Consider the following 25786-nt stretch of genomic DNA (forward strand, 5'->3'; position numbering starts at 1 on the left):
GCGTGGATCGGCGTTCGCGATTAACAACGCGACTATGGCCTCCATCAGTCAGCGCAAAAACAAAGACCCCCTCGGCACATGGCCTTGGGGGTCTCAAATACCTGCCCGCCTACGGGCGTACGGATATGCTGAAATAATGCTACAGCGCAGCCGTTAGTCAACTTCATCCCTCACCGCCGCTTCTGCAGCACCTTGTTGCCCTTCGGCCCGGTCATCTTCGGGGTGTTCTTGTCGTTTTCCTCGCGCAGCACCCGCCAGCGGGCCAGCCGCTCCGGCGCCAGCGTGCCTGATTTGACGGCGGCCTGGACGGCGCAGCCGGGTTCGTGGTCGTGGGTGCAATCGCGAAAGCGGCAGTGTTCGGCAAGCTCGGTGATCTCGGAGAAGACCTGCTCGATCCCTTCCTGCACATCGCTGACGTGGAGCGTGCGCATGCCCGGCGTGTCGATGACCCAGCCGCCGCCTTCCATGGCGTGCAGCGAGCGGGCGGTCGTGGTGTGGCGGCCCTTGGCGTCGCGTTCGCGGATGCCGCCGGTTGCCTGCGAGCCCTCGCCGCTCAGGCCCGCCAGCGCATTGACCAGCGTCGACTTGCCGACGCCGGACGAGCCGATCAGCGCCAGCGTCTGGCCGAAGCCGCTCCATGGACCAAGCGCTGCAGCGGCATCGCCGCTCTTGGCGTTGAGCACGACCACCGCGAGATCGCGCTGCAGGGCTTTCGCCTGCGCTTCGTATTCCGCGACATCAGGGGCGAGATCGGCCTTGGTCAGCACGATGACGGGCGTCGTCTCCGCCTGGTTGGCGAGCGCCATGTAGCGCTCTAGGCGGGCGACGTTGAAATCGGCGTTGCAGGAAGTGACGATCAGAAGCGTGTCGACATTGGCGGCGCCAAGCTGCTGGCCCTGGCGCCCCTCGACGCGGCGCCGCAGCAGCGTGCGGCGCTCCAGCCGGCGCACCAGCGTGTCATCCTCGGGATCCACCATCACCCAATCGCCGACGGCGAATTCGGACGTGTTCAGCTGATGCGAGATCTTGAGCCGGATCAGTCCATCCAGCGATGTGACGCTCAGGCGGCTGCGATGCACTTCGGCGATGCGACGCGGGATGAGACCATGATCGTCATCCGTCAGCTGATCGGAAAAGAAGTCTGACCAGCCGAGCGAGGCCAGGAATGTCGCTTCGTGATCGGTCGTCAAAGGTTCACCGGGGACTGCGGCGTATGGGTCAAGGTTGGCTCCGTGAAGGGACGTGTGGTGACGCGGACATTAGCGGAAGCTTCGGCGGGAAGATATGGGGTTTGCGATAGCGATACATCCGGGCGGGAAACGACAGCCGATCCCTGTTGTTATCGGAGCGACAAGTCACCGGCAGAGATTGGTGCCGTTCGCGCCTCATAGCATCTTGATTTCCCGCGAGACTTTCCTGAAAGCTGCGTTGCCCCTCAAGGAAATCTCCATGTTCGTCTCGGAAGCCTTCGCCATCGGTTCGGCCACCTGTATCGCGCTCAGCTCGATGTTCATCAACGAGCTCAACGGGCGGGTGCCTTTGATGCAGCTGGCGCGCTGGCAGCTGACCGCGGCCTTCGTGATGACGGCGCTGGCGGCGACGGTTGCCGGCAGATGGGCGACGCTTGGGGCTTGGCAGCTTGGATCGCTTCTCGCCTCCAGCGTGTTCGGAATCGTGATTGCCAGCACCACCTATTTCGCCGCGATCTATACGGCCGGACCGCGCGTGACGGCGCTTCTGTTTTCGCTGGCTTCGCCTTTCGCGCTGGTGCTCGGCTATGTCGCGCTGGGCGAGACGATCGATCTGCGCCAGGGGTTCGGGGTCGTGCTCATTTTATGCGGCATCGTGATTGCTATCGGCTTTCGTCGGCGTCGGCCAGCGCCGATGATCCCGCTTGCCGATGGCGAGCCGATAGCGGAGTCGGCGCCGTCTACGCCGCCCGTCTCCATGCTCGGGATAACGCTTGGGGTTGTGACCGCTCTCGGGCAGGCGCTGGGGAGCCTGACGGCGCGGCCGGCGATGGCCGCTGGTGTCGAGCCGTTCACGGCGATGGCGGTGCGCTCCGGGCTGGCGGTGATCTGCTTCTGGGCGCTTCTGGCGCTGCCCCGGGTGCGGGCGCAGGCGAACGGCTTTCGGGCGCGGGATTTCGGCCTTGCGGCCACCGCCGCCTTCTTCGGCACGGCGCTCGGGATGTCGCTGTTGATGGCGGCTCTGAAGACCGGCAATGTCGGGATCGTTTCGACGCTGTCTTCGATGACGCCTGTCGTCATCCTGCCGATGGTGTGGCTGCGCAGCGGGCAGATGCCGCGTGCGCATGCCTGGGGCGGGGCAGCACTTGCCATCGCGGGCACGGCGCTGATCAGCCTGAGCTAAGGCGCCGGCGCGAATGGCGATCCATCCGCGCCGGAAAGGTTCGATTCGGACGGATACGCGGCTCAGGCCTCGTATCGCGCCAGGAAATCCTCGGCGTTGAGCGCGCGGAAATCGGCGAGTGCCACGCGCAGCCGGTCGTGCTCCCAATCCCACCAGGCGAGCTTGTCCATGCGCTCGCCGATCTCTTTCGGAAAACGTTCGCGGATTAGCTTGGCCGGCACGCCACCGACGATGGTGTAGGGGGCGACATCCTTGGAGACGACCGCGCCGGCGCCGATGACGGCGCCGTTGCCGACGCTGACGCCGGGCAACAGCGTGGCGCCGTGGCCGATCCAGACGTCATGGCCGATCGTGACGCGGTTGGAGCGGCGCCATTCGAAGAACTCGGTCTCCATATCCGCATCCGGCCAGTAATCGGCGGCGCGGTAAGTGAAGTGGTGCAGCGTGGCGCGCCAAGTCGGATGGTTGGTGGCGTTGATGCGCACCGAAGCGGCGATGTTGACGAACTTGCCAATTGTCGCGCACCAGATGGCGCCGTCCTGCATGACGTAGGAGTAATCGCCGAGCTCGACCTCATCGATGCGGCAGCGCTCCGACAGCTCGGTGTAGCGGCCGAGCGTCGAATTGTTCACCGAGGCGGTCTCGTGGATATAGGGCTCAAGGCCAATCTTGCGGCTCATGCTGCGATCGGCCTCCGTGGCGAGAATTTCTGCACGTCGAGAATGCGGTCGGCGACGGCCTCGCGCACTTCCTCGTCGTGGAAGATGCCGAGCAGGCCGACGCCCTTGGCCTTCTTCTCGGCGATCATCTCGACGACGACGGCGCGGTTCTTTGCGTCGAGCGAGGCGGTCGGCTCATCGAGCAGGAGGATGGTGTGATCGGTGATGAAGCCGCGGGCGATGTTGACGCGTTGCTGCTCGCCGCCGGAGAAGGTGGCGGGGGGCAACTGCCAGAGCGCTTCCGGCAGGTTGAGCTTGGCGAGCAGTTCGGCCGCCTTTTCGCGCGCGACATCCGCCTTCGTGCCACGGGCGACCAGCGGCTCGGCCACGACATCGATGGCCGCGACGCGCGGCACGGTGCGCAGGAACTGGCTGACGTAACCGAGTGTGTGGCGGCGCACCTCGATGATGGTGCGCGGATCGGTGGTGGCGAGATCGACGAGGCGATCCTGATGCTTCACCAGGATCTGACCGCTATCGACCGCGTAATTGCCGTAGATCATCTTCAACAGCGAGCTCTTGCCGATGCCCGAGGGCCCGCCGAGCACGACGCATTCGCCCGAGGCGACGGAGAAGGAGACATCCGAGACGACGGGCAGCTTGATGCCGTCGCGCAGATGCATGGTGAAGCTCTTGGAGACTTCCGAAACAACGAGTGGCGTTGCCATGATTGACTTCCCTGGTTTTCTGGCGACAATCCGAAACCATTAGCCGGCTTACGGATCGCGCTCTCAACTATACCTGCAGGATCGAGGAGACGAGGAGCTGGGTGTAGGGCTCGCGGGGATCGTCGAGCACCCGATCGGTCAGGCCATGCTCGATAACGTGGCCGTCCTTCATCACCATCATCCGGTGCGACAGCAGGCGGGCGACGGCGAGATCGTGGGTGACGATGATGGCCGCAAGGCCGAGATCGTTGACGAGGCCGCGAACGAGATCGAGCAGCCGGGCCTGAACGGAGACGTCGAGACCGCCTGTTGGTTCGTCCATGAAGACGAGGCGCGGGCCGGTGACGAGGTTGCGGGCGATCTGCAGGCGCTGGCGCATGCCGCCGGAGAAGGCGCGCGGCTGGTCGTCGATGCGGCTCTCGTCGATCTCGACACGGCTCAGCCAATCGACCGCAGTGGCGCGGATATTGCCATAGTGCCGATCGCCGATCGCCATCAACCGCTCGCCGACATTGGCGCCGGCCGACACCGTCATGCGCAGACCGTCAGCCGGATTCTGATGCACGAAGCCCCAGTCGGTGCGCATCAGGAAACGGCGCTCGGCCTCGCTCATGTGGTAGAGATCGCGGTATTGACCGTCGCGCATGTGATACTCGACGCTTCCCGTGGTCGGCATCAGGCGGGTGGAGATGCAGTTGAGCAACGTGGTCTTGCCGGAGCCGGATTCTCCGACGATCGCCAAGACCTCGCCGGGCCAGAGCTCGAAGGAGACGTTCTTGCAGCCGATGCGGTTGCCGTAGAATTTCGAGACGTCGTTGACTTTGAGAAGGGGGGTGTCGGTCATGGCTATGCCTCCGCGGATGTGTGTGTGAGGACATGGAATGTGGCGGGTGGGTTACCCCCCTCTGTCCTGCCGGACATCTCCCCCACAAGGGGGGAGATCGACTCGTTGCGATGTTTACGCCAGCCAATGAATGTGGAACGAGCGGTTGCGCCCAGCCAATCTCCCCCCTTGTGGGGGAGATGCCCGGCAGGGCAGAGGGGGGTATCCCCGGCAGAACGCCAGCTTGAAAACTCCCTCATTCGGCCGCCTCCCGACCCTGCGCCAGCATCTCGCCGACATGGCCATGCTCGCGGCGGTCCTCGCAGTGATCGGTGTCCGAGCAGACGAACATGCGGCCGCCCTTGTCGTCCAGGATCACCTCGTCGAGATAGACGTCTTCCGCGCCGCAGAGCGCGCAGGGCTTGCCGAAGCGCTGGATTTCGAAGGGGTGGTCCTCGAAATCGAGGCTGACGACTTCGGTGTAGGGCGGGACCGCATAGATGCGTTTTTCGCGGCCGGCGCCGAAAAGCTGAAGCGCATCCGACATGTGCATTTTCGGATTGTCGAATTTCGGCGTCGGTGACGGGTCCATGACGTAGCGGCCGGCGACCTTGACCGGGTAGGCGTAGGTCTTGGAGATGCGGCCGTTATGGGCGATGTCCTCGTAGAGCTTGACGTGCATGAGGCCGTATTCCTCAAGCGCGTGCATCTTGCGGGTCTCGGTCTCGCGCGGTTCGAGGAAGCGCAGCGGCTCGGGGATCGGCACCTGATAGACCAGCACCTGGCCGGCCCCGAGCTTTTCTTCCGGGATGCGGTGGCGGGTCTGGATGATGGTGGCATCCTTCGTGTGCGTGGTGACCGCGACATTGGCGACCTTCTGGAAGAAGGCGCGGATGGAGACGGCGTTGGTGGTGTCGTCGGCGCCCTGGTCGATGACCTTCAGCACGTCATCGGGGCCGATGATCGAGGCCGTGACCTGCACGCCGCCGGTGCCCCAGCCATAGGGCATCGGCATTTCGCGCGAGGCGAAGGGCACCTGATAGCCGGGGATGGCGATCGCCTTCAGGATGGCGCGGCGGATCATCCGCTTGGTCTGTTCGTCGAGATAGGCGAAGTTATACGTGGCGAGATCGCTCATTCGGCTGCCTCCTTGAGATCGTCATCGCCACCGTTGCGGGCGGCGTCGAAGTCGTTGCGCATGCGGCGGACGAGATCGAGCTCGGCCTGGAAATCGACGTAGTGCGGCAGCTTCAAATGCTCGACGAAGCCGGTCGACTGGACGTTATCGGCATGCGAGATGACGAATTCCTCGTCCTGCGCGGGCGCGGTGACATCCTCGCCGAGCTCGCCTGCCCGCAAGGCACGATCGACCAGCGACATGGACATGGCCTTGCGCTCGCTCTGGCCGAAGACCAGACCGTAACCACGGGTGAACTGCGGCGGCGCCTTGGAGGAGCCCTTGAACTGGTTGACCATCTGGCACTCCGTGACCTGGATGGAACCGAGCGAGACGGCGAAGCCGAGCTCGGGCACATCGAACTCCACCTCGACCTCGCCGATGCGGATTTCACCGGTGAAGGGGTGGTTGCGGCCATAGCCGCGCTGGGTGGAATAGCCGAGCGCCAGAAGGAAGCCCTCGTCGCCACGAGCGAGCGCCTGCAGGCGCAGGTCGCGGCTCATCGGGAATTCCATCGGCTCGCGGGTGAGATCGCCGATCTCGTGATCCTCGGGCATCTCGCCATCGCCCTCGATCAGGCCTTCATGGGCGAGGATTTCGGAGACGCGCATGACGCGGCCGGTTTCGGCCTCGCGCAGCACCGGCTCCTCGACGGCACCATCTTCAAGCAGCGAGGGATCGAGCAGGCGGTGGGTATAGTCGAAGGTCGGGCCGAGCAGCTGGCCGCCGGGCAGGTCCTTATAGGTGGCGGAGACGCGGCGCTCGATCTTCATTTGCGCCGTGTCGATCGGCTGCGAGTAGCCGAAGCGCGGCAATGTCGTGCGGTACGCACGCAGCAGGAAGATCGCCTCAATCATGTCGCCGCGCGACTGGCGCACGGCGAGTGCCGCCAGCGTGCGGTCGTAGAGCGAGGCTTCGGCCATGACGCGGTCGACGGCAAGCGTCAACTGCGCGACGATCTGCTCGATGCCGATGGCGGGGAGCGCACGATCACCGCGACGGCGATCGGCGAGCAGGCGGTGGGCATTCGAAATGGCGGCCTCGCCACCTTTGACGGCAACATACATGGGTCACATCTCCGTTGCGGTGATCTTGGTGGTGCGCGGCAGGCAGAGGAAGCGGCTGCCCGAGGTCAGCACGATGTCGACGCCGCGCGGGAAGAGCGCGCGATTTTCCGTCCACAGATGCAGGAAGCGCTCGGGGAGCCCAAGCGGCGCGACGTCGGTGACGGTCTTGATGCCGGGACCCATCAGCGCGAGGCGGCGACCGCCTTCGAGATCGGGCAACTCGATGACGAGCGTGGTGGAACGATCCGGATATTCCTGGGTGCCGGAGGCAAACAGGCCGAAGGAGGAGAGCGTGGCGCCCTCATCGACAAAGGCGAAGCGGGCTTCGGCCTTTTCCGGCGTCACCGGCGCACCGGTGTGGAAGCCGAGCCATTGCGGCGTGGCGGACTTGGCCAGGGCAGGCGAGAGCCAGACGGGGGTGTCGTGATCGCACAGCGTCAGCGCGATGGCGCCGGCGGCGATGCCGAGCGGCGCCGGCGGCTCGGCATCGGGCGACACGGTCTGGATAGTGCCGGGGCGAGCCATGGCATCCATCATCAGCTTGAAGACGCTTTGGGCGTGGAACACCGGCTCGGCGAAGCCGCCCGACAGGGCATCGGCATTGTGCGTTTCGGTCTTGAGGGGCATCAGTCGTCTCCGCGAACCATGGTGAAGAAATCGACGCGGGTGGCCGCGGTCTCGTCGGCCTTCTTGTTATCGGCATCGGCGACGCGGGCGGCGATCGGCGCAAGCAGGGTGGTTTCGATGGTGTCGCGAGTGGCCGGCTCCTGCCAGAGCGCATCGAAGATCGCCGAGAGGCGAGCCTTTTCGCGATCGGTGCCGAGCGCCTGGGCATGGCCGATGGTGCCCGAAGCGAGGCGGATGGTGGCGCGGGTGACGGTGACCTCGCCGAGATTGAAGGCGGCACCGCCGCCGCCCATGCGGCCGCGCACCATGACGAGGCCGGTTTCGGGGCCGCGCACGGCTTGCGCCACCGGCTTTTCCGCCAATGCCTGCCAGGCCGCTTCTAGCTCCTGCCGCTCGGCGCGGGCCAGCAGATCGACGGTGCGCTTGCGCGCCCGGTCGCCCTCACTCAGCTCGGTCTTGCCTACCTTCTTTTCCGCTAAGGTCATCGCCACATCCTTTAAATGTCTATTGATATAGACAACCATACAAGCTATACCTAGACCTAAATCGCCGAAGTGACAAGCGTGTGACATTTCGGGGGCGCATAAGATAAAGGGCTAAAATGGCTGGGCAGGTTCAGAGACAGACGGGCGTGGCGCTGTGGCGGCAGATCGCCGACCGGATTCGCCAGGCGATCAGCGCCGGCGCCTATGACGAAACGGGCATGGTGCCGCCGGAGATGACGCTGGCCACGCAGTTCGGCGTCAACCGCCACACGGTGCGCAGCGCGCTTGCGGCGCTGGCGCAGGAAGGGATCGTGCGCGCCGTGCAGGGTCGCGGCACGCTGATCGAGCGCAAGGAACGGCTGAACTTCCCGATCAGCAAGCGGACGCGCTTCAACAGCGGCATCGGCGAGCAGGCGCGCGAAACGCGCGGGCTGCTGCTCGGCCATGGCGAGGAAGCGGCAAGCGACGAGGTGGCGCGCTGGCTGAAGCTTGAGCCGGGTACGAAAGTGATCCGGCTGGAGACGGTGCGCAAGGCGGATGGGCGGGCGGTCTCGAGCGCGACCTCGTGGTTTCCGGCGGAGCGCTTCGCGGGCATGCGAGATGCCTACGAGACGACGGAATCGATCACCCGCGCATTCGCCGAACTCGGCCTATCCGACTATATCCGCGCCACCACCGAAATCACCGCCGCCCACGCCGAAGCCGCCGACCTCTCGGCGCTGGAGCTGACGCCCGGCGCGATCGTGCTGATCACCAAGGCGATGAACACCGATCTCGACAGCGTGCCGGTGCAATATTCGGTGACGCGGTTTGCCGCCGACCGGGTGCAGTTCACGATTGAGAATTGAGGGGACGCTCACCAGTCGGACACCTGCGTGCGAATCAGGCATATTGGACACGCCAGATTTGTCGGAGGCTTAATGATGCAGCATACGCCGTGTGAAGCTCTTCGCTTAGGCAAATGCCTCGAACTTCGATACGACGGCTATACCCGGATCGTCGAGGTCCACACTGTGGGCATGACCAACGACGGAAATGCCATCATGCGTGTTTGGCAGGTTCGAGGCGGCAGCAACAGTGGTGAACGCCAAGGTTGGAAATTGATGCGACTCGACGAGACATTCTCCACACATGTCATCGAAGAGCCATCCGCTGCCCCACGCGTTGGTTACAAGCGCGGGGACAAGCATATGGCCTCCATCAGGTGTCAACTTTAGCCGGCGTCGAAGTCGGTGGAGAGGCTGAGGTCGCGCCAGGTGGCATGTTCGGTGGCTCTTTGCGCGTCGTTCTGCTCGATGGCGCGGATGGCGTCGCTGCCGAGCGGCAGGCGCAGCGGCGGGTTGGCGAGGCTGGCGAGGTGGATGATGGCGGCGGCGGCTTTTGCCGGATCGCCGGGCTGCCTGCCGTTATAATCGCGCTGGTAGCGGGCCATCTTGCCGACGGTTTCGTCATATTCGGGGCGGCCTTCGCGCAGCGTCGTGGACGTTCCGGCGAAATCGGTGCGGAAGCCGCCGGGCTCGACGATGCTGACCTTGACGCCGAGCGGGCCGACTTCGCGGCTCAAGACTTCCGAGAAGCCCTCGACGCCCCATTTGGCCGCCGCATAGGGCGCGCGCCCGGCGGGACCGATGCGACCGCCGACGGAGGAGACCTGGATGATGTGGCCGGCGCCCTGCTCGCGCATCAGAGGCAATGCCGCCTTGGTGACGATGATGGTGCCGAAGAGATTGGTTTCGATCTGGGCGCGGAAATCTGCGAGGCTGGTATCCTCGATCGATCCGACATCACCATAGCCGGCATTGTTGACGAGGACATCGAGCCGGCCGAAGCGCTCGACCGCGGCCTTGACCGCCTGCTCGGCCGATTGCTCGTCGGTCACATCAAGCGAAATCGTCAAGACACTCGAGGGGTAGCGCTGCTTGATATCGTCGAGCTGGGCGGGGTTGCGCGCGGTGGCGACCAGATTGTGCCCCTCAGCCAAAACCGCTTCCGCAAGCGCCCTGCCGAGACCGCGCGAACTGCCTGTAATCAACCAAACCTGTGACATCGAAATCTCCTTGATCCGTCGAAAGACCATATAGGCCTGACGGTATCTTCTTGAAAGAAGGTACCAGGTGGATCTATACATACCTTATGGTAACTGAACTGAACGATGGTACATTCGACTTCTGCGAGACGCTGACGGATGCCGAGGATGCGCTCGCCCGCGAGATGCTGGAGCGCGCCAGCGCCAAGTGGCCGCTGCGCGTCATGCATATCCTTGCGGAAGCGAAGGGGCCGCTGCGCTTTTCACGGGTTCTGGAACGGGTGGAAGGCATCAGCCAGAAGGTGCTGACGCAGACATTGCGGACGCTGGAGGCCGACGGGCTGGTGACGCGCACGCTCTACCCGCAGGTGCCTCCGCGCGTGGAATACGAGCTGACGCCGCTGGGCGGGGAGCTTCTGGTGGAGGTGGTGGGGCTCTGGCAATGGATCGCCAACCGGCTGCCGGATTTCGAGGCGGCGCGGAAGCCGAAGGGTCAGACGGAAAACGGACCCCAAAACTAGGTAACTTCCGGTCTATCCGGAGAGGCGCCGCGCATCGGAGAGACGCGCGGCGCGATGATGTTTAGTGGGCGCCGGACATGTCGCCGAGGACTTCCTTGGAAGCGACGGTCGAGTCGGCGTTGAGCTTGTAGACCATGGGAACGCCGGTCGCGAGGTTGACGCCGAGGATCTGTTCCTTGGTGAGCTTGTCGAGCACCATGACCAGCGAGCGCAGCGAGTTGCCGTGGGCGGCGACGAGCACGGTTTCACCGCGCAGGACGCGGGGCAGGATCTCGGTCAGATAATAGGGCCAGACGCGGGCGCCGGTGTCGCGCAGGCTTTCGCCACCCGGAGGGGGAACGTCGTAGGAGCGGCGCCAGATGTGGACCTGCTCTTCGCCCCACTTGGCGCGGGCGTCGTCCTTGTTGAGGCCGGAGAGATCGCCGTAGTCGCGCTCGTTCAACGCCTGGTCCTTGATCGTCTCAAGGCCGGTCTGGCCGACGTTTTCCAGGATGATCTTCAGCGTGTCCTGGGCGCGCTTCAGGTCGGAGGTGAAGGCGATGTCGAACTTGATGCCGGTTTCGGCGAGCGCCTTGCCGCCGGTGTTGGCTTCCTGAACGCCGAGCTCCGTGAGCTCCGGGTTCTTCCAGCCGGTGAAAAGGTTCTTCAGGTTCCAGTCGCTCTGGCCGTGGCGAACGAGGACGAGGGTACCGCTCATTATAAATTCCTCCTGATGAGATCAGTGTTGGGAGAGCCCGAGAACATCGAGCATGGAATAGAGACCCGGCTTCTTGTCGCACGCCCAAAGGGCCGCCTTGACGGCGCCGCGCGCGAAGATGGAGCGATCGCCGGCGCTGTGGGCCATGGAGACGCGCTCGCCTTCGCCGGCGAAGATGACGGAATGTTCGCCGATGACGGAGCCGCCGCGAAGCGTGGCGAAGCCGATCGTGCCCGCTTCGCGCGCGCCGGTGTGGCCATCGCGGACGCGGACGGAATGCGTTGCGAGATCGATGCCGCGGCCCTTGGCGGCGGCTTCACCCAGCAGCAGCGCGGTGCCCGAGGGGGCGTCGACCTTGCGCTTGTGGTGCATTTCGAGAACCTCGATATCCCAATCGGCGGGATCGAGCGCGCGCGCCGCCTGTTCGACCAGCACGCTCAAGAGATTGACGCCGAGGCCCATATTGCCTGACTTGACAATGCGGGCGTGGCGGCTGGCGGCTGAGATCTTCTGTTCGTCCTCGACCGAGCAGCCTGTCGTGCCTATGATGTGGACGATGCGGGCCTGGGCGGCAAGCGCCGCGAATTCATTGGTGGTCGCCGGCGTGGTGAAATCGAGCACGCCATCGGCGTGCAAGAAGGCGGCCAGCGGATCGTCGGTGATCGAGATACCGTTGGGGCCGAGGCCCGCGATCTCGCCGGCATCCTTGCCGATGAAGGGCGAGCCGGGGCGGCCGACAGCTGCATGCAGCACGACGCCTTCGATCTCGTGCACCATGCGGATGAGCGCCTGTCCCATGCGGCCCGCTGCACCAACCACCACCAGTTTCATCGCAGCATCGCTCATGTCAGGCGTCCATCATTCACGTATCAGAAAGTCTCGGAGGCCGCGGGCCTCTGAAGGTTGTTGAGGCGAGCGTAAAGACCGTCGCTGCGCTTCGCAAGCGTCTCGTGATTGCCCTCTTCGACGACGCGGCCCTGCTGCATGACGACGATCTTGTCGGCGCGCACCACGGTCGAAAGACGGTGGGCGATGACAACGACGGTGCGGCCGGTCATGGCTTCGTCGAGCGCCTTCTGCACGGCAGCTTCCGATTCTGTATCGAGCGCGGAGGTGGCTTCGTCGAGAAGCAGGATCGGGGCATTGCGCACCAGAGCGCGGGCGATCGACAGGCGCTGGCGCTGGCCGCCCGAGAGCGTCACGCCGTTTTCGCCGACCGGCGTGTCATAGCCTTCCGGCTGGGCGAGAATGAAGTCGTGGGCGTAAGCCAGACGCGCTGCTTCCTCGACCTCGGCATCGCTGGCGTCGGGACGACCGTAGCGGATGTTGTCGCGGATCGAGCCTTCGAAGAGATAGGGCTGCTGCGAGACATAGGCCAGCTGCTCGCGCAGCGACTTCTTGGTCACATGGGCGATGTCCTGGCCGTCGATCAGGATCTCGCCGGCCTTTGGGTCGTAGAAGCGCGGGATGAGATTGATGATGGTCGACTTGCCGGCGCCGGAGGGGCCGACGAGCGCGGTGGTCTTGCCGCCCTCGGCGACCATATTGACGCCATCGAGCACGTTGTCGTTGCCATAGGCGAAAGCGACATCCTTAAGCTCGATGCGGGCTTCGGTGACGACAAGCGGCTTGGCATCCGGCAGGTCGCGCTGGCGCGGCTCCATGTCGAGCAGCTCGTAGATCATCCGCGCGTTGACGGCGGCACGCTCCATCTGCACCTGCAGCTTGGCAAGGCGGCGGGCCGGATCATAGGCCAAGAGCAGCGCGGTGACGAAGGAGAAGAAGGCGCCGGGCGGCACGTTCTGATAGATCGAGCGGTAGGCGGCGTAGGCGAGAACGCTGGCGACGGCGAAACCGGCGAAGCTTTCGGTCATCGGCGCGTTGCGCTCGGACAGCTTGGCGATCTTGTTGCCGCGCTCTTCGGCGGCGACGATGATCTTGTTGATCTTCTGCTCGAGCTGCCGCTCCATCGTGAAGGCCTTGACGATGGAGATGCCCTGAATGGTCTCCTGCATGGCGCCGAGCACGTGGCTGTTGAGGTCGATCGCTTCCTTGGTGGCCTGGCGCAGGCGCTTGGAGAGATAACGAAGCGCCAGAAGCAGCGGCGGCGCGAGAATGAGGACGGCGACGCTGAGCAGCGGGTCCTGATAGACCATGACGCCGAGCAGCGACACGAAGGTCAGGAGGTCGCGGGCGGTCGAGGTGATCGTCAGGTTGAGGACATCGCGGATGCCGCCGACATTCTGGCTGACCTGCGCGGCGATGCGGGCCGAACGCGCCTCGTTGAAATAGCCGACCGACAGCGTCATCAGATGCACGTAGAGACGGCTCTGGTAGCGGGCGACGATGTTGTTGCCGATCTTCGACAGCGCCACCGCCTGGCCGTAGCTCGCGAAACCGCGAATGACGAAGGCGATGAAGATGGAGAGGCAGATGACCCAGACGACATCGGCGCGCCGGTTGGCGAAGGCCTCGTCGATGATCGAGCGCATGATCCAGGCGGTGAAGGCCGTCGATAGCGCGACGAGGACAAGACAGCTGATGGCGACGACGTAGCCCCAGATGTGCTCGCGGCCGTTTTCAGCGATGATGCGCTTCAAGACGGCGGTGACCGTGCCGCTATCGACGGGGCGCTGCTGGGGATCGGGTGAACGCAATAAAGACTTCCTGTCTCGTGACCATGCGAGCCGCTGCTGCGGCCCGCGCTCGAGCGGCTCTATAAAGAGTTGGCGCCCGTTTGGCTAGACTTGGCTATCGACCCCAGCGGCGGCCATCGGTCGACACGCCGAAGGTGTCGGGCCGGCGGGCGTAGGACGAGAGGCCGGAGAGTGCGGCCAGCGGATGGGTGACGACATAGGTCGGGATGGTCGAGAGGAGTGCCGTGTGCGGCGCCTTGTCCTCGAAACCGGCGCGAAACTCGGGCTTGCGCAGAGCCGCCAGGATCTTCTGGCTGATGCCGCCGGAGAGGAACACGCCGCCGCGGGCCATGAAGATCATCGCCATGTCGCCGGCAACGCGGCCGAGATAGGTCGAAAACAGCGAGATGGTCTCGACGGCAACGGGGTCGCTTTCGGCCAGCGCGTGCGAGGTGATGTCGGCCGGGTCGCTGTACTTCGGCGCGATGCCATCGGCGGTGCAGATGGCGCGGTAGAGGTTGACGATGCCGCGACCGGAGAGGATCTGCTCGGCGGAGACGCGACCCTCGATGGTTTCGACATAGGGGAAGATTTCGAGATCGCGCTTGCTGCGCGGCCCGAGATCGACGTGACCGCCCTCGCCCGGAACCGGGATCCAGACGCCGCGCGCATGCACGAGGCCGCCGACGCCAAGGCCGGTGCCCGGTCCGAGCACGACGCGGGAGGCGACCATGTCCTCATGGGCGTCGGCATTGCCGAGGCGTTCACGGTGTTCCGGCGCCAGATCGGAGATGGCGAGCGCCTGGGCTTCGAAGTCATTCACGACCAGGACATCCTCGAGCCCAAGATTCTCGATCATCGACTTCGGGCGCACGACCCAATCGCAATTGGTCAGCGGGATTTCGTCGTCACTGATCGGGCCGGCGACCGCGAGGATGGCGGAACGCGGCTTGATCGCGCTCTTTTCCAGGATGGTGGCGCGGATGGCGTCGTCGATGGTCTTGAAATCGGCGGTGCGCACGTTCGGGAAATTGACCTGTTCGGCGTCGGCCGTCTCGATGATGGCGAAACGGGCATTGGTTCCGCCGATATCGCCGATCAGGATCGGGAAGGGCATGGAGGCGTCGCTGGTATCGAGCTGGTGCATGGCAGGTTCCGTTGTTGCGCGTTCGCGCGCCGCTTATGCGTGAAGATTGGCGATCAGCCTGTCGGCCGTTGCCTCGTTGAGTGCCATTGGGATATCATAGACGATCGCAAGGCGCATCAAGGCCTTGACGTCGACGTCGTGGGGCATGGGGGTCAGCGGGTCGACGAAGAAGATCAGGGCATCGACCTCGCCGGTGGCAATCAACGCGCCGATCTGCTGGTCGCCGCCGAGCGGGCCGCTTTTCAACCGGGTGACATCGAGCGAGGGAGCGGCGTCGAGAACGCGGCCGCCGGTCGTGCCCGTCGCGAAGATCGTCCAGTTCGCCTTGAGCGTCTCCTCGTTGCGGCGGGCGAATTCCGCCATGTCGTCCTTCTTCTGGTCATGCGCGATGAGCGCAAGGCACTTGCGGCCGGCCATCAGAAGCTCCCCCTCTAAATTCACTGGCATAATTCAATCGATTTGACCGCTTCTATACGAAGCGATCAGGGTTTTAAAGAGCGGTGTCGCGGTGTTCAACCGGCATCATTGCGCTGCGGGCTTGTCATCCGGGATCGGGCCGCGATCGGGCAGCTCGTCGTCATTGGCGGCGGCCGGCGCGTCGATGGGCTGAGCGCGGAGCACTTCGGCAGCCGAAGGGCCGCCATAGGTCGCGGCGCGCACGGAGGAGACCGAGGGCGCATCGAGAACCGCCTGGCAGGCCTTGGGCAGATCCGACACCATGACCTCGCGCGGCTTGACCGGCTTGGCATCCGGCTTCGGCGGCTTGGGCTTGGCCCAGGGCGCCGGGCTGAACCACCAGGCGAGCGACTTGTCGCAACCGTCGCCGGCGACCACAGGCGCCTGCGGCTTGCAATTGGCGGCGCCCGGCGGGCACTTGATGCGGATGTGGAAGTGTGAATCGTGGCCGTATTCCGGGCGCAGCTTGCCGAGATTGGTGCGATCGCCCGTCCAGGTGTCGCACATCTTCTTCTTGATCGCCGGATTGACGAAGATGCGCTCGACCTGCGGGTAGCTCGCGGCGCGCATCAGGAGACGCGCGTGGGCCGGCGTCCAGACATTCGGGTTGATCGTCAGGAAGGCGTTCTTCTGCAGCATGGTCGTGAAGGGCAGCGCCTCGCGCTGTTCGGCCGTCATGCGGAAGTTGGGCATCGGCGTCAGCCAGATATCGGCATCGAGGCCGATCTGGTGCGAGGCGTGGCCCGTGATCATCGGGCCGCCGCGCGGCTGGGCGATATCGCCGACCAGCAGGCCCGGCCAGCCATCATATTTGGCGGCATCGCGCGACAACTGCTCGATGGTGGAGAGCATGGCCGGATTGCCCCAGCGGCGATTGCGCGACAGGCGCATGGCCTGCCAGTTCGGACCATCCGTCGGAAGCGCCTCGGCACCAGCCATGCAGCCCTTGGCATAGAAGCCGTAGGGTTGCGGAGCGCCTTGGGTCGGAAGCTGAACGCCGCCGAAGATCGCCTTGGCGCTGCCGGGGCTCGGCTGTTTCTGCTGGGCGGCGACATCGCCGGCGATAAGACCGGCGCCGATCGCAGTGGCCAGTGCCAGTTTACCGATTGAAGAGAGCGCCTGCGCGATGCGGAAAGCCATGCCGTATCCTGAACTGCTGCCGACCATAGTCGAGTGATTTGCACCCGTTTTACCGTGAAATGCGATTCTGGTGAATCGATGTTTTTCACGGGCGATCACGAGACATCGCGTCGGCCGGCAGCGCCGCACTCAGGCGTTGGCGAGGATGTCCGCGGTCTTGCGGATGCGCGACAGGCGCGGGAAGATGCGCTCGCAGGCGAAGGCGTGCATCTCGGCGGTGAACGTCGTCATCGCATCCTCGGCGGCGATGACCGCGTAATTATGGGCGAACGCATCGCGGATCGTGGCCTCGACGCCGAAATTGGTGGCGATGCCGGTGAGAATAACTGTCCGGATGCCGCGACGGCGCAGCTGCAGATCGAGCTCGCTGCCGTAAAAGGCGCTCCATTGATGCTTGGTGATGCGCACATCCGGCGTCAGGTCAGCGATCTCGGGCGGTTCGCGCAGCGCCTCGGCCGGCAAGCCACCCTGTGGGAAGGCGATCGGTTCATCCGTCGGCTGGTTGACAGCATCGGCATAGTCCGCGGAAAATCCGATGGTGACGAAGACGGTCGTGCCGCCGGCTGCTTTCAGCGACTTGGCGATTGCCGCGGTATTTTCGATCACCTGCTGAGCGGAATGAGGCGCGACGGGCCTGGAAATGATAAAGCCCTGCAGATCGATGGAGATCAGGGCGGTGGTCTTGGGATCGTATAGGGACATGGAAGGCTCCGGAATAAACATGAGGATGTCCTCGCAATTGGAAATATGAGGATGCCCTCACAAAAATCAAGTACCGATTCGATCGATCGCTCGCCGAAGCAGAAGCGCGGGCACGAGCGCGTTGCCATTCTGACCGAGGCGGCCGCCAAGGTTTTTCTTGATAAGGGCTATGAGGCCGCGACGATGACGGAGATCGCCGCCGAGGCGAAATCCTCGATCGGCTCGCTCTACCAGTTCTTCCCGACCAAGCCGGTGCTGGCCGAAGCGCTGCACATCGAGCGGATGCGGCAGCTGAACGCCGCGCTGGTCGAGCTGCAAGGCGAAGTGGACGGCAAGCGGGCGTCCGAGATCGGCGACGCGATCTTCGCGCGGCTTGGCAGCTTTCTGGAGGATTACCGCGAATTTCCGGTGCTGGCGGCCCGGCGCGACATTCCCAAGGACCGCAAGGTGAAATCGCGGGCGGAGCTGCGCGGCAACATCAAGGCGCTATTGCAGAAGGCGAGCCCTTCTGTTGGAGACGATCTCGACCTTCTGTCGGCGCTGGTGCTCGAACTACTAAGGATCATCGTGACGGCGGCGCACGATCCCGATATCGGCGGCGATCCGCGCATGGTGGCGGAGTTGCGGGGGATGCTGCGCAAAAGGCTGGAGGAAGCGACGGCCTGAGCGGCAACTCTTGCGCTCACATTTGCGCGAAGCCGGACAAAAAAGGTTGCGTCACCTGTTTTTCGCCAGCATTTCGCCTATCCTCGAAAAAAGCGAAACAATTGGGGCTGGCGAATGGCGCGTGCGTGGTCGAGACTTGGTTTGGTGTTTTCTCTGTTGGGCGCTGCCGCCCTGCCCTTGCAGGCCGTCGCCCAAGAGCCGGTCTTCCGGATCGGAACCTCCACGATCGGCGAGCTGAAATACAAGCCGGGTTTCAAGCATTTCGACTACGTCAATCCGGATGCGCCGAAGGGCGGCAATCTGAGGCTTTCGGCATCGGGCACCTACGACACGTTCAATCCGCTGCTTTCCAAGGGCGAGGCAGCCGTCGGCCTGACGCTGCCGTTCGAGACGCTGATGAAATCGGCAGACGACGAGCTGCTCGCCTCCTACGGGCTGCTGGCCGAAGGGGTTTCCTACCCCGACGACGTCTCGAGCGCGACGTTCAGGCTGCGCGCCGAGGCGAAGTGGGCGGATGGCAAGCCTGTCACGCCAGAGGACGTGATCTTCAGCTTCGACAAGGTGAAGGAGCTGAACCCGCTCGCTTCCAACTATTACAAGCACGTGGTGAAGGCCGAGAAATCGGGCGAGCGCGACGTGACCTTCACCTTCGACGAGAAGAACAACAAGGAACTGCCGAATATCCTCGGCCAGCTCGTGATCGTGCCGAAGCACTGGTGGGAGGGCACCGGGGCTGACGGCAAGCCGCGCGATATCGCCAAGACCACGCTGGAACCTGTCATGGGCTCCGGCCCCTACAAGATCGCCGCCTTCACGGCAGGCGCCACGATCCGCTACGAGCTGCGCGACGACTATTGGGGCAAGGATCTCAACGTGAATGTCGGGCAGAACAATTTCGGCTCGATCAACTACACCTATTACGGCGACCGCGACGTGGAATTCGAGGCGTTCCGGGCCGGCAACAGCGATTACTGGCAGGAGACGCAGGCGGCGCGCTGGGCGACCGGCTATGACTTCCCGGCGGTCAAGGAAGGCCGCGTGAAGAAGGAGGACGTGCCGAATGCGCTGCGCGCCACCGGCATCATGCAGGCGCTGGTGCCGAACACGCGCCGCGACATCTTCAAGGATGAGAAGGTGCGCGAGGCGCTGAACTACGGCTTCGACTTCGAGGAACTGAACCGCACCGTTGCCTTCAACAGCTACAAGCGCATCGACAGCTATTTCTGGAACACCGAGCTCGCTTCCTCCGGCCTGCCCCAGGGGCGTGAGCTGGAAATTCTCAACGGCCTCAAGGACAAGCTTTCGCCTTCGGTCTTCACCACCGCCTATTCGAACCCCGTCGGCGGCGACCCGCAGAAGAGCCGCGACAATCTGCGCACGGCGATCAAGCTGCTCAAGGAAGCCGGCTGGGAGATCAAAGGCAACCGCATGGTCAACACCGCGACCGGCAAGCCGATGAGCTTCGAGATCCTGCTTTCCAGCCCGATGCTGGAGCGCTGGGCGGTGCCCTATACCAACAATCTCAAGAAGATCGGCATCGATGCGCGGGTGCGCACGGTTGATGCCTCGCAATATACCAATCGCGTCCGCAGCTTCGACTACGACATGATCTGGAACGTCTGGGCGCAGACGATGAACCCCGGCAACGAGCAGGCCGACTACTGGGGATCGGGCTCCGTCAACCAGCAGGGCTCGCGCAACTATGCCGGCATTTCCGACCCGGCGGTCGACGCGCTGATCCGCATGGTGATCTTTGCGCCCAACCGGGACGAGCAGGTGGCGTCGATCAAGGCGCTCGACCGCGTGCTCATGGCGGGCCACTATGTCGTGCCGCTGTTCTACCGCGGCACGCAGTCGATCGCCTACTGGAACACGATCAGCCGGCCGGCCGAATACCCGACCTATGCGACCGGTTTCCCCGACGTCTGGTGGTCGTCTTCCGCCAAGAAATGAGCGGACTTGCATTGGCCTGACGGCTGGGCTCCAAATGGGCCTACCGAATCACTTCGGACCATGATCAGCGCCGGTACGGACCGGCAGAGGAAGGCTTGACGATTGAGCGGCGATAGACTGGACAGCCTACGACAGAACTCCCCGGAGGCCGCTCGCTGATGGGAGCCTATATCCTTCGCCGCCTGCTTTTGATGATCCCGACCATTATCGGCATCATGGCCATCTCGTTCACCGTCATCCAGTTCGCGCCTGGTGGACCTGTCGAGCAGGTGATCGCCCAGCTGACCGGCGATGCGCAGGGCGCTGATGCCCGCCTTTCGGGCGGCGGCGGCGACCTGATGGGATCAGGGATGGATGAAGGCGGCTCGAAATATCGCGGCGCGCAGGGGCTTGATCCGGAGCTGATCAAGAAGCTCGAGAAGCAGTTCGGCTTCGACAAGCCGCCGCTGACGCGCTTCGGCGAGATGATGTGGAACTATATCCGCTTCGATTTCGGCGAGAGCTTCTTCCGCAACACGTCCGTTCTCGACCTGATCAAGGACAAGCTGCCGGTCTCGGCCTCGCTTGGCATCTGGATCATGATCTTCTCCTACGGCATCTCCATTCCGCTCGGCATCCGCAAGGCGGTGAAGGACGGCTCGACCTTCGACGTGTGGACCTCGGGCGTGATCATCATCGGCTACGCCGTTCCGAGCTTCCTGTTCGGCATCCTTCTGATCGTGCTCTTCGCCGGCGGGTCGTTCTACGACTGGTTCCCGCTGCGCGGCCTCGTCTCCGACAATTTCGACCAGCTTGCGTGGTGGCAGAAGCCGCTCGACTATTTCTGGCACCTGGCGCTGCCGCTGATCTCGCTGTCGCTGGCGGCATTCGCGACGACGACGCTGCTCACCAAGAACTCCTTCATCGAGGAGATCAAGAAACAGTATGTGGTGACGGCGCGCGCCAAGGGGCTGAACGAGCGCAAGGTGCTCTACGGCCATGTGTTCCGCAACGCCATGCTGATCATCATCGCCGGCTTTCCCGGCGCCTTCATCTCGGCCTTCTTCACCGGATCGCTGCTGATCGAGAACATCTTCTCGCTGGATGGGCTGGGGCGGCTCGGCTATCTCTCGGTAGTCAACCGCGACTACCCGATCGTGTTCGCAACGCTCTACATCTTCTCGCTGCTCGGCCTGTTCGTCAGCCTGATCTCCGACCTGATCTACACCTGGATCGATCCGCGCATCGACTTCGAGCGGAGGGACGTGTGATGGATACCGCAGCAAAGCCCGCGACCGCCACGCCAGTGAAGCCGCCGCGCAAGGGGCTGCTCTCGCCCACCAACATAAGGCGCTGGAAGAACTTCAAGGCCAACCGGCGCGGCTACTGGTCGCTCTGGCTGTTCCTTCTCATCTTCGGGCTCAGCCTGTTTGCCGAATTCATCGCCAACGACCGGCCGATCATCGCCTCCTACAAGGGCGAGATCCTGTTTCCCGTGCTCGTCAATTATCCCGAGGAGAAATTCGGCGGTTTCCTGGCCGAGACCGACTATCGCTCGGACGTGATCGCCGACGAGATCAAGGCCAATGGCTGGATGATCTGGCCGCCGATCCGCTACTCCTATCGCTCGGTGAACTCCAACATCCCGCATTCGGCGCCAACCGCGCCCTTCTGGATGATGAGCGAGCAGGAGCGCTGCTCGGGCTATCCGCAAGGGGTGAACGACCCCAACTGCACATGGAGCAACCTGAATTGGCTGGGCACGGACGACCAGGCGCGCGACGTGCTCGCCCGCGTGATCTACGGCTTCCGCATCTCGGTGCTGTTCGGGCTGGTGCTGACCATCTGCTCGGCCGTTGTCGGCGTCAGCGCCGGCGCTATACAGGGCTATTTCGGCGGCTGGACCGACCTTCTGCTGCAGCGCTTCATCGAGATCTGGTCGTCGATGCCGGTGCTTTACATTCTCCTTATCATCGCCGCGATCCTGCCGCCGGGCTTTTTCGTGCTGCTCGGGATCATGCTGCTGTTCTCATGGGTCGGCTTCGTGGGCGTGGTGCGCGCGGAGTTTCTGAGAGCCCGCAATTTCGAATATGTCAGGGCAGCGCGCGCGCTCGGCGTCGGCAACCGCACGATCATGTGGCGGCACCTTTTGCCGAACGCCATGGTGGCGACGCTGACCTTCCTGCCCTTCATCCTCTCCGGCTCGATCACTACGCTGACCTCGCTCGACTTCCTCGGCTTCGGCATGCCGCCCGGCTCACCCTCGCTCGGCGAGATGATCGCCCAGGGCAAGGCCAACCTGCAGGCGCCGTGGCTGGGGCTGACGGCATTCTTCGCGATGTCAATCATGCTGTCGCTGCTAATCTTCATCGGCGAGGCGGTGCGCGATGCGTTCGATCCGAGGAAGACCTTCGGATGAGGGCGGCCTCGTCATGGCAGGGGTTTGCGGGTAGAGTTGTGTTTTACGCAACTTTTGGAGCGTGACCGCGATGAACAAGATTGTGCGTGATCATTATCCTGTCGCCAACCTTCCCGAAGATTTGAGGGAGGGGTTCGCCGACGATGCAACGGTGCGTGTCGTGCTTGAGGTCGAGGATAAAGCCTCCTCTGAGCACGACATCTACCCCGGTCTGCGCGATTTCCAGACTGAGCCCAAGAAACCACTTACCGGTGCCGAACTTATCAAGCTGATCGAGGACTATCAGGCGCTTGGCCACCCCCCCGTCAGCGAGGAAGAAGCCGTCGCTCGCATACGCGAATTGCGTGACGAGTGGGACTACTGATGCCCGCGATAAAGAAGGTCTACATCGACACCAATATCTTTATCCTGGCGTTCGAAAATGCCGGCATGGCCACGCACCTGCTGAGAAAGCTTTTCGCGATCAAAAGCAAAAGGCCGCTCTTTGCCACAAGCGAACTGACCCTCTCGGAGCTGCTGGTCAGGCCTTTTCGTGACGCCAACAGCAGACTGGTCGATGCATATGATAGAACGATCGTCTCAAGTCCCTGGCTTGACGTCGTTCCAGTCGGAAAACCCGTTCTTCGGCATGCCGCACTATTGAGGGCGAACTACCCAAGCTTGAAGTTGCCCGATGCCATTCATGTTTCGACGGCCTTGGCAACGGAATGCACGCATATACTGACAAGCGACACCGGCTTGAAGCATGACTACGAAATCAAGGGTGCGGACGCGGCACCAAAGCGTTCACCCCTCACCACTCTCCGCCCCGACGACGCCACCCTGACCTCCCTGATCGAGAGCCTGTCCTGATGTCCGAACCCTTGCTGTCCGTCCGCAATCTTTCCGTCGCCTTCCACCAGGGAGGCGCGACTTCAGTGGCTGTCGACGGCATTTCCTTCGACGTCAACAAGGGCGAGGTGGTGGCGCTGGTGGGAGAGTCCGGCTCGGGGAAATCGGTGTCGGCCAATTCGATCCTGCGGCTGCTCCCCTACCCCTCAGCCAGCCATCCCTCCGGCGAAATCCTGTTCAAGGGCAAGGATCTGCTCAAGGCATCCGACAAGGTACTGCGCGAGGTGCGCGGCAATGACATCACGATGATCTTCCAGGAGCCGATGACTTCGCTCAACCCTCTGCATACGATCGAGAAGCAGATCGCCGAGATTTTGGAGCTGCACCAGGGGATCAAGGGACAGGCGGCGCGCACCCGGGTGCTGGAACTCTTGAACCAAGTGGGGATTCGCGAGCCGGAGAAGCGGCTGAAGGCCTATCCGCACGAGCTCTCGGGTGGACAGCGGCAGCGTGTGATGATCGCCATGGCGCTCGCCAACCGCCCGGAACTCCTGATCGCAGACGAGCCGACGACGGCGCTCGACGTCACCGTGCAGGCGCAGATCCTCGAGCTCTTGCGACAGCTGAAGGGCCAGCACGGCATGTCGATGCTGTTCATCACCCACGACCTCGGCATCGTGCGCAAGTTCGCCGACCGGGTCTGCGTGATGACCAAGGGCAAGATCGTCGAGACCGGGGCGGTCGAGGAGGTCTTCACCAATCCGCAGCATCAGTATACCCGCCATCTGCTGGCCTCCGAGCCGCGCGGCGAGCCGCCGCTTGCCGACAGCTCCAAGCCGATCGTGATGCAGGGATCGGACATCAAGGTCTGGTTCCCGATCAAGGCGGGGCTGATGCGCAAGGTGGTGGATCATGTGAAAGCGGTCGACGGGATCGATCTTTCGCTGCGCGCCGGGCAGACGCTTGGCGTGGTCGGCGAATCCGGATCGGGCAAGACGACGCTTGGGCTGGCGCTCACCCGGCTGATCTCCTCGCAGGGGCGGATCAGCTTTGTGGGGAAGGATATAGCCAGCTATTCATTCACCGAGATGCGACCGCTGCGCAACCAGTTGCAGGTGGTGTTCCAGGATCCTTACGGCTCGCTCAGCCCGCGCATGTCGGTGGGCGATATCATCGCCGAGGGGCTGAAGGTGCATGAGGGTAGTCTTTCCTATGAGGAACGCGACCGGCGCGTCTGCTGGGCGCTGGAGGAAGTGGGGCTCGATCCGACCACGCGCTGGCGCTATCCGCACGAATTCTCCGGCGGCCAGCGGCAGCGTATCGCGATCGCCCGCGCCATGGTGCTGAAGCCGCGTTTCGTGATGCTCGACGAGCCGACATCGGCGCTCGACATGAGCGTGCAGGCGCAGGTGGTCGATCTCCTGCGCGACCTGCAGCAGAAGCACGATCTGGCCTATCTCTTCATCAGCCACGATCTGAAGGTGGTGAAGGCGCTCGCCAACGAGGTGATCGTGATGCGCTTCGGCAAGGTGGTGGAACAGGGGCCATCGGCCGATATTTTCCGCGCGCCGAAGGACGACTACACCAAGGCGCTGATGGCGGCGGCCTTCAACATCGAGGCGCGGCCCACGCCCGCAGTGCAACACTAACCACATCAGAGCCCAGACAAACATGCCAGCCCCGATTCTCGTCGATCTCAAGTTCAATCCCGATACCGTCGCGCGCATCCTGAAGACCGCCTTTCTCGATCGCGGCAGCATCAATATCTCCGACCCCGAAACGAAGGGTCGGGATCTTTCCGACCTCGACTACGCACTGCTGTGGAAGCCGGATGCGGATCTCTTCGAACGGGCGCCAAACCTGAAGGTGATCTTCTCGGGCGGTGCGGGCGTTGACAGCTTCATGAACCTGCCCGGCCTTCCAGACGTGCCGATCGTTCGCTTCGTCGACCACAGCCTGACGACGCGGATGAGTGAGTGGGTGGTGATGCAGTGCCTGATGCATCAGCGTGGGCAGGCGGAGCATGACCGATTGCAGCGCCGGCGCGAATGGGGCAGCGACGTGGCGCCGGAGGCATCGGAACTCACCGTCGGCGTCATGGGTCTCGGCGTGCTCGGCCAGGATGCGGTCAAGAAGCTGACGGTCATGGGCTTCAACGTCATCGGCTGGTCGCGCACAGCGAAACAAATCGATGGCATCGAGACGTTCGACGCGAGCGGGCTCGACGCGTTTCTTTCGAAGACCGACATCCTCGTCGGGCTGCTGCCGCTGACGCCCGAGACGACCAAATTCTACAATGCGGCACTGTTTTCCAAGCTCCGCCAGGGTGGCGCGCTTGGAAAGCCGGTGTTCATCAATGCCGGGCGCGGCAAGAGCCAGGTCGAAGCCGATATCGTCTCGGCGATCGAAAGCGGCGTGCTTGGCGGAGCTTCCCTCGATGTCTTCGAGGTCGAGCCGCTGCCTTCGGACAGCCCGCTGTGGGATTTGCCTGGTGTCTTCATCACACCGCATGATGCGGCAAGTTCCGAGGAGAACGCGCTGTTTCGCCATGTGGAGCGGCAGATCACCCGCTTCGAGCAAGGCCAGCCGCTGCAATATGTGGTGGACCGCGACCGCGGTTACTGAGGCGGGAACCATCGTTGCCGGTGGCCGTTTCTTTTCCTGATGTTTTAAG

28 protein-coding genes are annotated in these 25786 nt (G+C 63.6%); 11 read left to right on the forward strand and 17 right to left on the reverse strand.

Annotated elements, in window-relative coordinates:
* Nucleotides 1–170: 170 nt before the first annotated feature.
* The gene (gene rsgA, locus J5286_RS00635; protein WP_209188759.1) at nucleotides 171–1190 is read right to left on the reverse strand and encodes a ribosome small subunit-dependent GTPase A; all 1020 of its coding nucleotides are present in this window, start codon (nucleotides 1188–1190) and stop codon (nucleotides 171–173) included.
* A gap of 259 nt (nucleotides 1191–1449) precedes the next feature.
* Here rsgA and J5286_RS00640 point away from each other — a divergent pair, with 259 nt between their 5' ends.
* The gene (locus J5286_RS00640; RefSeq protein ID WP_209188758.1) at nucleotides 1450–2373 is read left to right on the forward strand and encodes a DMT family transporter; all 924 of its coding nucleotides are present in this window, start codon (nucleotides 1450–1452) and stop codon (nucleotides 2371–2373) included.
* A gap of 62 nt (nucleotides 2374–2435) precedes the next feature.
* Here the strand turns inward: J5286_RS00640 and J5286_RS00645 are convergent, their stop codons facing one another.
* The 7 genes from J5286_RS00645 to phnG form a co-directional block, all read right to left on the reverse strand.
* Entirely contained in the window at nucleotides 2436–3053 is a 618-nt protein-coding gene (locus J5286_RS00645; protein ID WP_209188757.1) for a DapH/DapD/GlmU-related protein, read from the reverse strand.
* The gene (gene phnL, locus J5286_RS00650) at nucleotides 3050–3760 is read right to left on the reverse strand and encodes a phosphonate C-P lyase system protein PhnL (protein ID WP_209188756.1); all 711 of its coding nucleotides are present in this window, start codon (nucleotides 3758–3760) and stop codon (nucleotides 3050–3052) included. Before phnL ends, J5286_RS00645 begins: the two co-directional genes overlap by 4 nt.
* 67 nt (nucleotides 3761–3827) lie before the next feature.
* On the reverse strand, nucleotides 3828–4604 hold the full coding sequence (gene phnK, locus J5286_RS00655; RefSeq protein WP_018899232.1) for a phosphonate C-P lyase system protein PhnK: 777 nt from the start codon (nucleotides 4602–4604) through the stop codon (nucleotides 3828–3830).
* Nucleotides 4605–4839: 235 nt separating this feature from the next.
* Nucleotides 4840–5721, reverse strand: coding sequence for an alpha-D-ribose 1-methylphosphonate 5-phosphate C-P-lyase PhnJ (locus tag J5286_RS00660; protein ID WP_018899231.1), 882 nt, complete (start codon nucleotides 5719–5721; stop codon nucleotides 4840–4842).
* Nucleotides 5718–6827, reverse strand: coding sequence for a carbon-phosphorus lyase complex subunit (locus tag J5286_RS00665; protein ID WP_047506739.1), 1110 nt, complete (start codon nucleotides 6825–6827; stop codon nucleotides 5718–5720). The genes J5286_RS00660 and J5286_RS00665 overlap by 4 nt, the downstream gene beginning before the upstream one ends.
* Before the next feature lie 3 nt (nucleotides 6828–6830).
* Entirely contained in the window at nucleotides 6831–7454 is a 624-nt protein-coding gene (gene phnH / locus J5286_RS00670) for a phosphonate C-P lyase system protein PhnH (protein ID WP_018899229.1), read from the reverse strand.
* Entirely contained in the window at nucleotides 7454–7939 is a 486-nt protein-coding gene (gene phnG / locus J5286_RS00675) for a phosphonate C-P lyase system protein PhnG (RefSeq protein ID WP_209188754.1), read from the reverse strand. The genes phnH and phnG overlap by 1 nt, the downstream gene beginning before the upstream one ends.
* 116 nt (nucleotides 7940–8055) lie before the next feature.
* Here phnG and phnF point away from each other — a divergent pair, with 116 nt between their 5' ends.
* A complete protein-coding gene (phnF, locus tag J5286_RS00680; protein ID WP_209215320.1) occupies nucleotides 8056–8787 on the forward strand; it encodes a phosphonate metabolism transcriptional regulator PhnF in 732 nt (243 codons plus the stop codon).
* A 105-nt stretch (nucleotides 8788–8892) separates the two neighbouring features.
* Here phnF and J5286_RS00685 read toward each other — a convergent pair whose 3' ends face one another.
* Together J5286_RS00685 and J5286_RS00690 are read right to left on the reverse strand one after the other, a co-directional pair.
* Complete coding sequence (locus tag J5286_RS00685) at nucleotides 8893–9129, reverse strand: hypothetical protein (protein ID WP_209188752.1); 237 nt, start codon at nucleotides 9127–9129, stop codon at nucleotides 8893–8895.
* 23 nt (nucleotides 9130–9152) lie between these two features.
* On the reverse strand, nucleotides 9153–9986 hold the full coding sequence (locus tag J5286_RS00690) for an oxidoreductase (protein WP_209188751.1): 834 nt from the start codon (nucleotides 9984–9986) through the stop codon (nucleotides 9153–9155).
* A gap of 86 nt (nucleotides 9987–10072) precedes the next feature.
* On the opposite strand from J5286_RS00690, the gene J5286_RS00695 reads away from it, so the two are divergent.
* Nucleotides 10073–10486 carry a winged helix-turn-helix transcriptional regulator gene (locus J5286_RS00695; protein ID WP_209188750.1) on the forward strand — a complete coding sequence of 138 codons (414 nt, stop codon included), beginning with the start codon at nucleotides 10073–10075 and terminating at the stop codon, nucleotides 10484–10486.
* Between the two features lie 61 nt (nucleotides 10487–10547).
* On the opposite strand, the gene J5286_RS00700 is transcribed toward J5286_RS00695, so the two are convergent.
* From J5286_RS00700 to J5286_RS00730, 7 genes are all read right to left on the reverse strand, one after another.
* Nucleotides 10548–11183 (reverse strand): 2,3-bisphosphoglycerate-dependent phosphoglycerate mutase, encoded by a 636-nt coding sequence (locus J5286_RS00700; RefSeq protein WP_018899221.1) that lies wholly within the window; start codon nucleotides 11181–11183, stop codon nucleotides 10548–10550.
* A 21-nt stretch (nucleotides 11184–11204) separates the two neighbouring features.
* Nucleotides 11205–12029: a 4-hydroxy-tetrahydrodipicolinate reductase gene (dapB, locus tag J5286_RS00705; protein WP_209188749.1), complete on the reverse strand. Its 825-nt coding sequence runs from the start codon at nucleotides 12027–12029 to the stop codon at nucleotides 11205–11207.
* 23 nt (nucleotides 12030–12052) lie between these two features.
* Complete coding sequence (locus J5286_RS00710; RefSeq protein WP_018899219.1) at nucleotides 12053–13840, reverse strand: ABC transporter ATP-binding protein; 1788 nt, start codon at nucleotides 13838–13840, stop codon at nucleotides 12053–12055.
* 94 nt (nucleotides 13841–13934) lie between these two features.
* Nucleotides 13935–14966, reverse strand: a complete 1032-nt coding sequence (locus J5286_RS00715) for a glucokinase (RefSeq protein ID WP_113239447.1) — start codon at nucleotides 14964–14966, stop codon at nucleotides 13935–13937.
* A gap of 33 nt (nucleotides 14967–14999) precedes the next feature.
* Nucleotides 15000–15383, reverse strand: a complete 384-nt coding sequence (locus tag J5286_RS00720) for a methylglyoxal synthase (protein ID WP_047506724.1) — start codon at nucleotides 15381–15383, stop codon at nucleotides 15000–15002.
* A 105-nt stretch (nucleotides 15384–15488) separates the two neighbouring features.
* The gene (mepA, locus tag J5286_RS00725) at nucleotides 15489–16562 is read right to left on the reverse strand and encodes a penicillin-insensitive murein endopeptidase (RefSeq protein ID WP_209188748.1); all 1074 of its coding nucleotides are present in this window, start codon (nucleotides 16560–16562) and stop codon (nucleotides 15489–15491) included.
* 129 nt (nucleotides 16563–16691) lie between these two features.
* On the reverse strand, nucleotides 16692–17264 hold the full coding sequence (locus tag J5286_RS00730; RefSeq protein ID WP_209188747.1) for a hydrolase: 573 nt from the start codon (nucleotides 17262–17264) through the stop codon (nucleotides 16692–16694).
* A 51-nt stretch (nucleotides 17265–17315) separates the two neighbouring features.
* Between J5286_RS00730 and J5286_RS00735 the strand changes: the two genes are divergently transcribed.
* The 8 genes from J5286_RS00735 (at nucleotide 17316) to J5286_RS00770 (ending at nucleotide 25737) form a co-directional block, all read left to right on the forward strand.
* Nucleotides 17316–17930, forward strand: a complete 615-nt coding sequence (locus J5286_RS00735; RefSeq protein ID WP_209188746.1) for a TetR/AcrR family transcriptional regulator — start codon at nucleotides 17316–17318, stop codon at nucleotides 17928–17930.
* A gap of 114 nt (nucleotides 17931–18044) precedes the next feature.
* Complete coding sequence (locus J5286_RS00740) at nucleotides 18045–19883, forward strand: extracellular solute-binding protein (RefSeq protein ID WP_209188745.1); 1839 nt, start codon at nucleotides 18045–18047, stop codon at nucleotides 19881–19883.
* A gap of 158 nt (nucleotides 19884–20041) precedes the next feature.
* A complete protein-coding gene (locus J5286_RS00745; RefSeq protein ID WP_111563118.1) occupies nucleotides 20042–21133 on the forward strand; it encodes a microcin C ABC transporter permease YejB in 1092 nt (363 codons plus the stop codon).
* Complete coding sequence (locus J5286_RS00750; RefSeq protein WP_112945172.1) at nucleotides 21133–22281, forward strand: ABC transporter permease; 1149 nt, start codon at nucleotides 21133–21135, stop codon at nucleotides 22279–22281. The genes J5286_RS00745 and J5286_RS00750 overlap by 1 nt, the downstream gene beginning before the upstream one ends.
* A 70-nt stretch (nucleotides 22282–22351) precedes the next feature.
* On the forward strand, nucleotides 22352–22645 hold the full coding sequence (locus J5286_RS00755) for a hypothetical protein (protein WP_209188744.1): 294 nt from the start codon (nucleotides 22352–22354) through the stop codon (nucleotides 22643–22645).
* Nucleotides 22645–23133 carry a type II toxin-antitoxin system VapC family toxin gene (locus tag J5286_RS00760; protein WP_209188743.1) on the forward strand — a complete coding sequence of 163 codons (489 nt, stop codon included), beginning with the start codon at nucleotides 22645–22647 and terminating at the stop codon, nucleotides 23131–23133. The genes J5286_RS00755 and J5286_RS00760 overlap by 1 nt, the downstream gene beginning before the upstream one ends.
* Nucleotides 23133–24761, forward strand: coding sequence for an ABC transporter ATP-binding protein (locus J5286_RS00765; RefSeq protein WP_209188742.1), 1629 nt, complete (start codon nucleotides 23133–23135; stop codon nucleotides 24759–24761). Before J5286_RS00760 ends, J5286_RS00765 begins: the two co-directional genes overlap by 1 nt.
* Nucleotides 24762–24783: 22 nt before the next feature.
* Nucleotides 24784–25737, forward strand: a complete 954-nt coding sequence (locus J5286_RS00770) for a 2-hydroxyacid dehydrogenase (protein WP_209188741.1) — start codon at nucleotides 24784–24786, stop codon at nucleotides 25735–25737.
* Nucleotides 25738–25786 lie beyond the last annotated feature (49 nt).

It is taken from the genome of Rhizobium sp. 16-488-2b (assembly GCF_017741815.1).
Classification (GTDB): Bacteria; Pseudomonadota; Alphaproteobacteria; order Rhizobiales; family Rhizobiaceae; genus Rhizobium.

Excerpts from the sequence above, each read along its gene's own strand:
- J5286_RS00755 (WP_209188744.1), top strand. The coding sequence starts at position 22,352 with ATGAACAAGATTGTGCGTGATCATTATCCTGTCGCCAACCTTCCCGAA.
- J5286_RS00645 (WP_209188757.1), bottom strand. The coding sequence starts at position 3,053 with ATGAGCCGCAAGATTGGCCTTGAGCCCTATATCCACGAGACCGCCTCG.
- J5286_RS00745 (WP_111563118.1), top strand. The coding sequence starts at position 20,042 with ATGGGAGCCTATATCCTTCGCCGCCTGCTTTTGATGATCCCGACCATT.
- phnK (WP_018899232.1), bottom strand. The coding sequence starts at position 4,604 with ATGACCGACACCCCCCTTCTCAAAGTCAACGACGTCTCGAAATTCTAC.
- J5286_RS00660 (WP_018899231.1), bottom strand. The coding sequence starts at position 5,721 with ATGAGCGATCTCGCCACGTATAACTTCGCCTATCTCGACGAACAGACC.
- phnL (WP_209188756.1), bottom strand. The coding sequence starts at position 3,760 with ATGGCAACGCCACTCGTTGTTTCGGAAGTCTCCAAGAGCTTCACCATG.
- phnG (WP_209188754.1), bottom strand. The coding sequence starts at position 7,939 with ATGACCTTAGCGGAAAAGAAGGTAGGCAAGACCGAGCTGAGTGAGGGC.
- phnH (WP_018899229.1), bottom strand. The coding sequence starts at position 7,454 with ATGCCCCTCAAGACCGAAACGCACAATGCCGATGCCCTGTCGGGCGGC.
- J5286_RS00730 (WP_209188747.1), bottom strand. The coding sequence starts at position 17,264 with ATGTCCCTATACGATCCCAAGACCACCGCCCTGATCTCCATCGATCTG.
- J5286_RS00765 (WP_209188742.1), top strand. The coding sequence starts at position 23,133 with ATGTCCGAACCCTTGCTGTCCGTCCGCAATCTTTCCGTCGCCTTCCAC.
- J5286_RS00720 (WP_047506724.1), bottom strand. The coding sequence starts at position 15,383 with ATGGCCGGCCGCAAGTGCCTTGCGCTCATCGCGCATGACCAGAAGAAG.
- J5286_RS00715 (WP_113239447.1), bottom strand. The coding sequence starts at position 14,966 with ATGCACCAGCTCGATACCAGCGACGCCTCCATGCCCTTCCCGATCCTG.
- J5286_RS00740 (WP_209188745.1), top strand. The coding sequence starts at position 18,045 with ATGGCGCGTGCGTGGTCGAGACTTGGTTTGGTGTTTTCTCTGTTGGGC.
- J5286_RS00690 (WP_209188751.1), bottom strand. The coding sequence starts at position 9,986 with ATGTCACAGGTTTGGTTGATTACAGGCAGTTCGCGCGGTCTCGGCAGG.
- dapB (WP_209188749.1), bottom strand. The coding sequence starts at position 12,029 with ATGAGCGATGCTGCGATGAAACTGGTGGTGGTTGGTGCAGCGGGCCGC.
- J5286_RS00770 (WP_209188741.1), top strand. The coding sequence starts at position 24,784 with ATGCCAGCCCCGATTCTCGTCGATCTCAAGTTCAATCCCGATACCGTC.
- J5286_RS00760 (WP_209188743.1), top strand. The coding sequence starts at position 22,645 with ATGCCCGCGATAAAGAAGGTCTACATCGACACCAATATCTTTATCCTG.
- J5286_RS00750 (WP_112945172.1), top strand. The coding sequence starts at position 21,133 with ATGGATACCGCAGCAAAGCCCGCGACCGCCACGCCAGTGAAGCCGCCG.
- phnF (WP_209215320.1), top strand. The coding sequence starts at position 8,056 with ATGGCTGGGCAGGTTCAGAGACAGACGGGCGTGGCGCTGTGGCGGCAG.
- J5286_RS00665 (WP_047506739.1), bottom strand. The coding sequence starts at position 6,827 with ATGTATGTTGCCGTCAAAGGTGGCGAGGCCGCCATTTCGAATGCCCAC.
- J5286_RS00685 (WP_209188752.1), bottom strand. The coding sequence starts at position 9,129 with ATGCTTGTCCCCGCGCTTGTAACCAACGCGTGGGGCAGCGGATGGCTC.
- J5286_RS00695 (WP_209188750.1), top strand. The coding sequence starts at position 10,073 with ATGGTAACTGAACTGAACGATGGTACATTCGACTTCTGCGAGACGCTG.
- J5286_RS00735 (WP_209188746.1), top strand. The coding sequence starts at position 17,316 with ATGCCCTCACAAAAATCAAGTACCGATTCGATCGATCGCTCGCCGAAG.
- J5286_RS00640 (WP_209188758.1), top strand. The coding sequence starts at position 1,450 with ATGTTCGTCTCGGAAGCCTTCGCCATCGGTTCGGCCACCTGTATCGCG.
- J5286_RS00700 (WP_018899221.1), bottom strand. The coding sequence starts at position 11,183 with ATGAGCGGTACCCTCGTCCTCGTTCGCCACGGCCAGAGCGACTGGAAC.
- mepA (WP_209188748.1), bottom strand. The coding sequence starts at position 16,562 with ATGGCTTTCCGCATCGCGCAGGCGCTCTCTTCAATCGGTAAACTGGCA.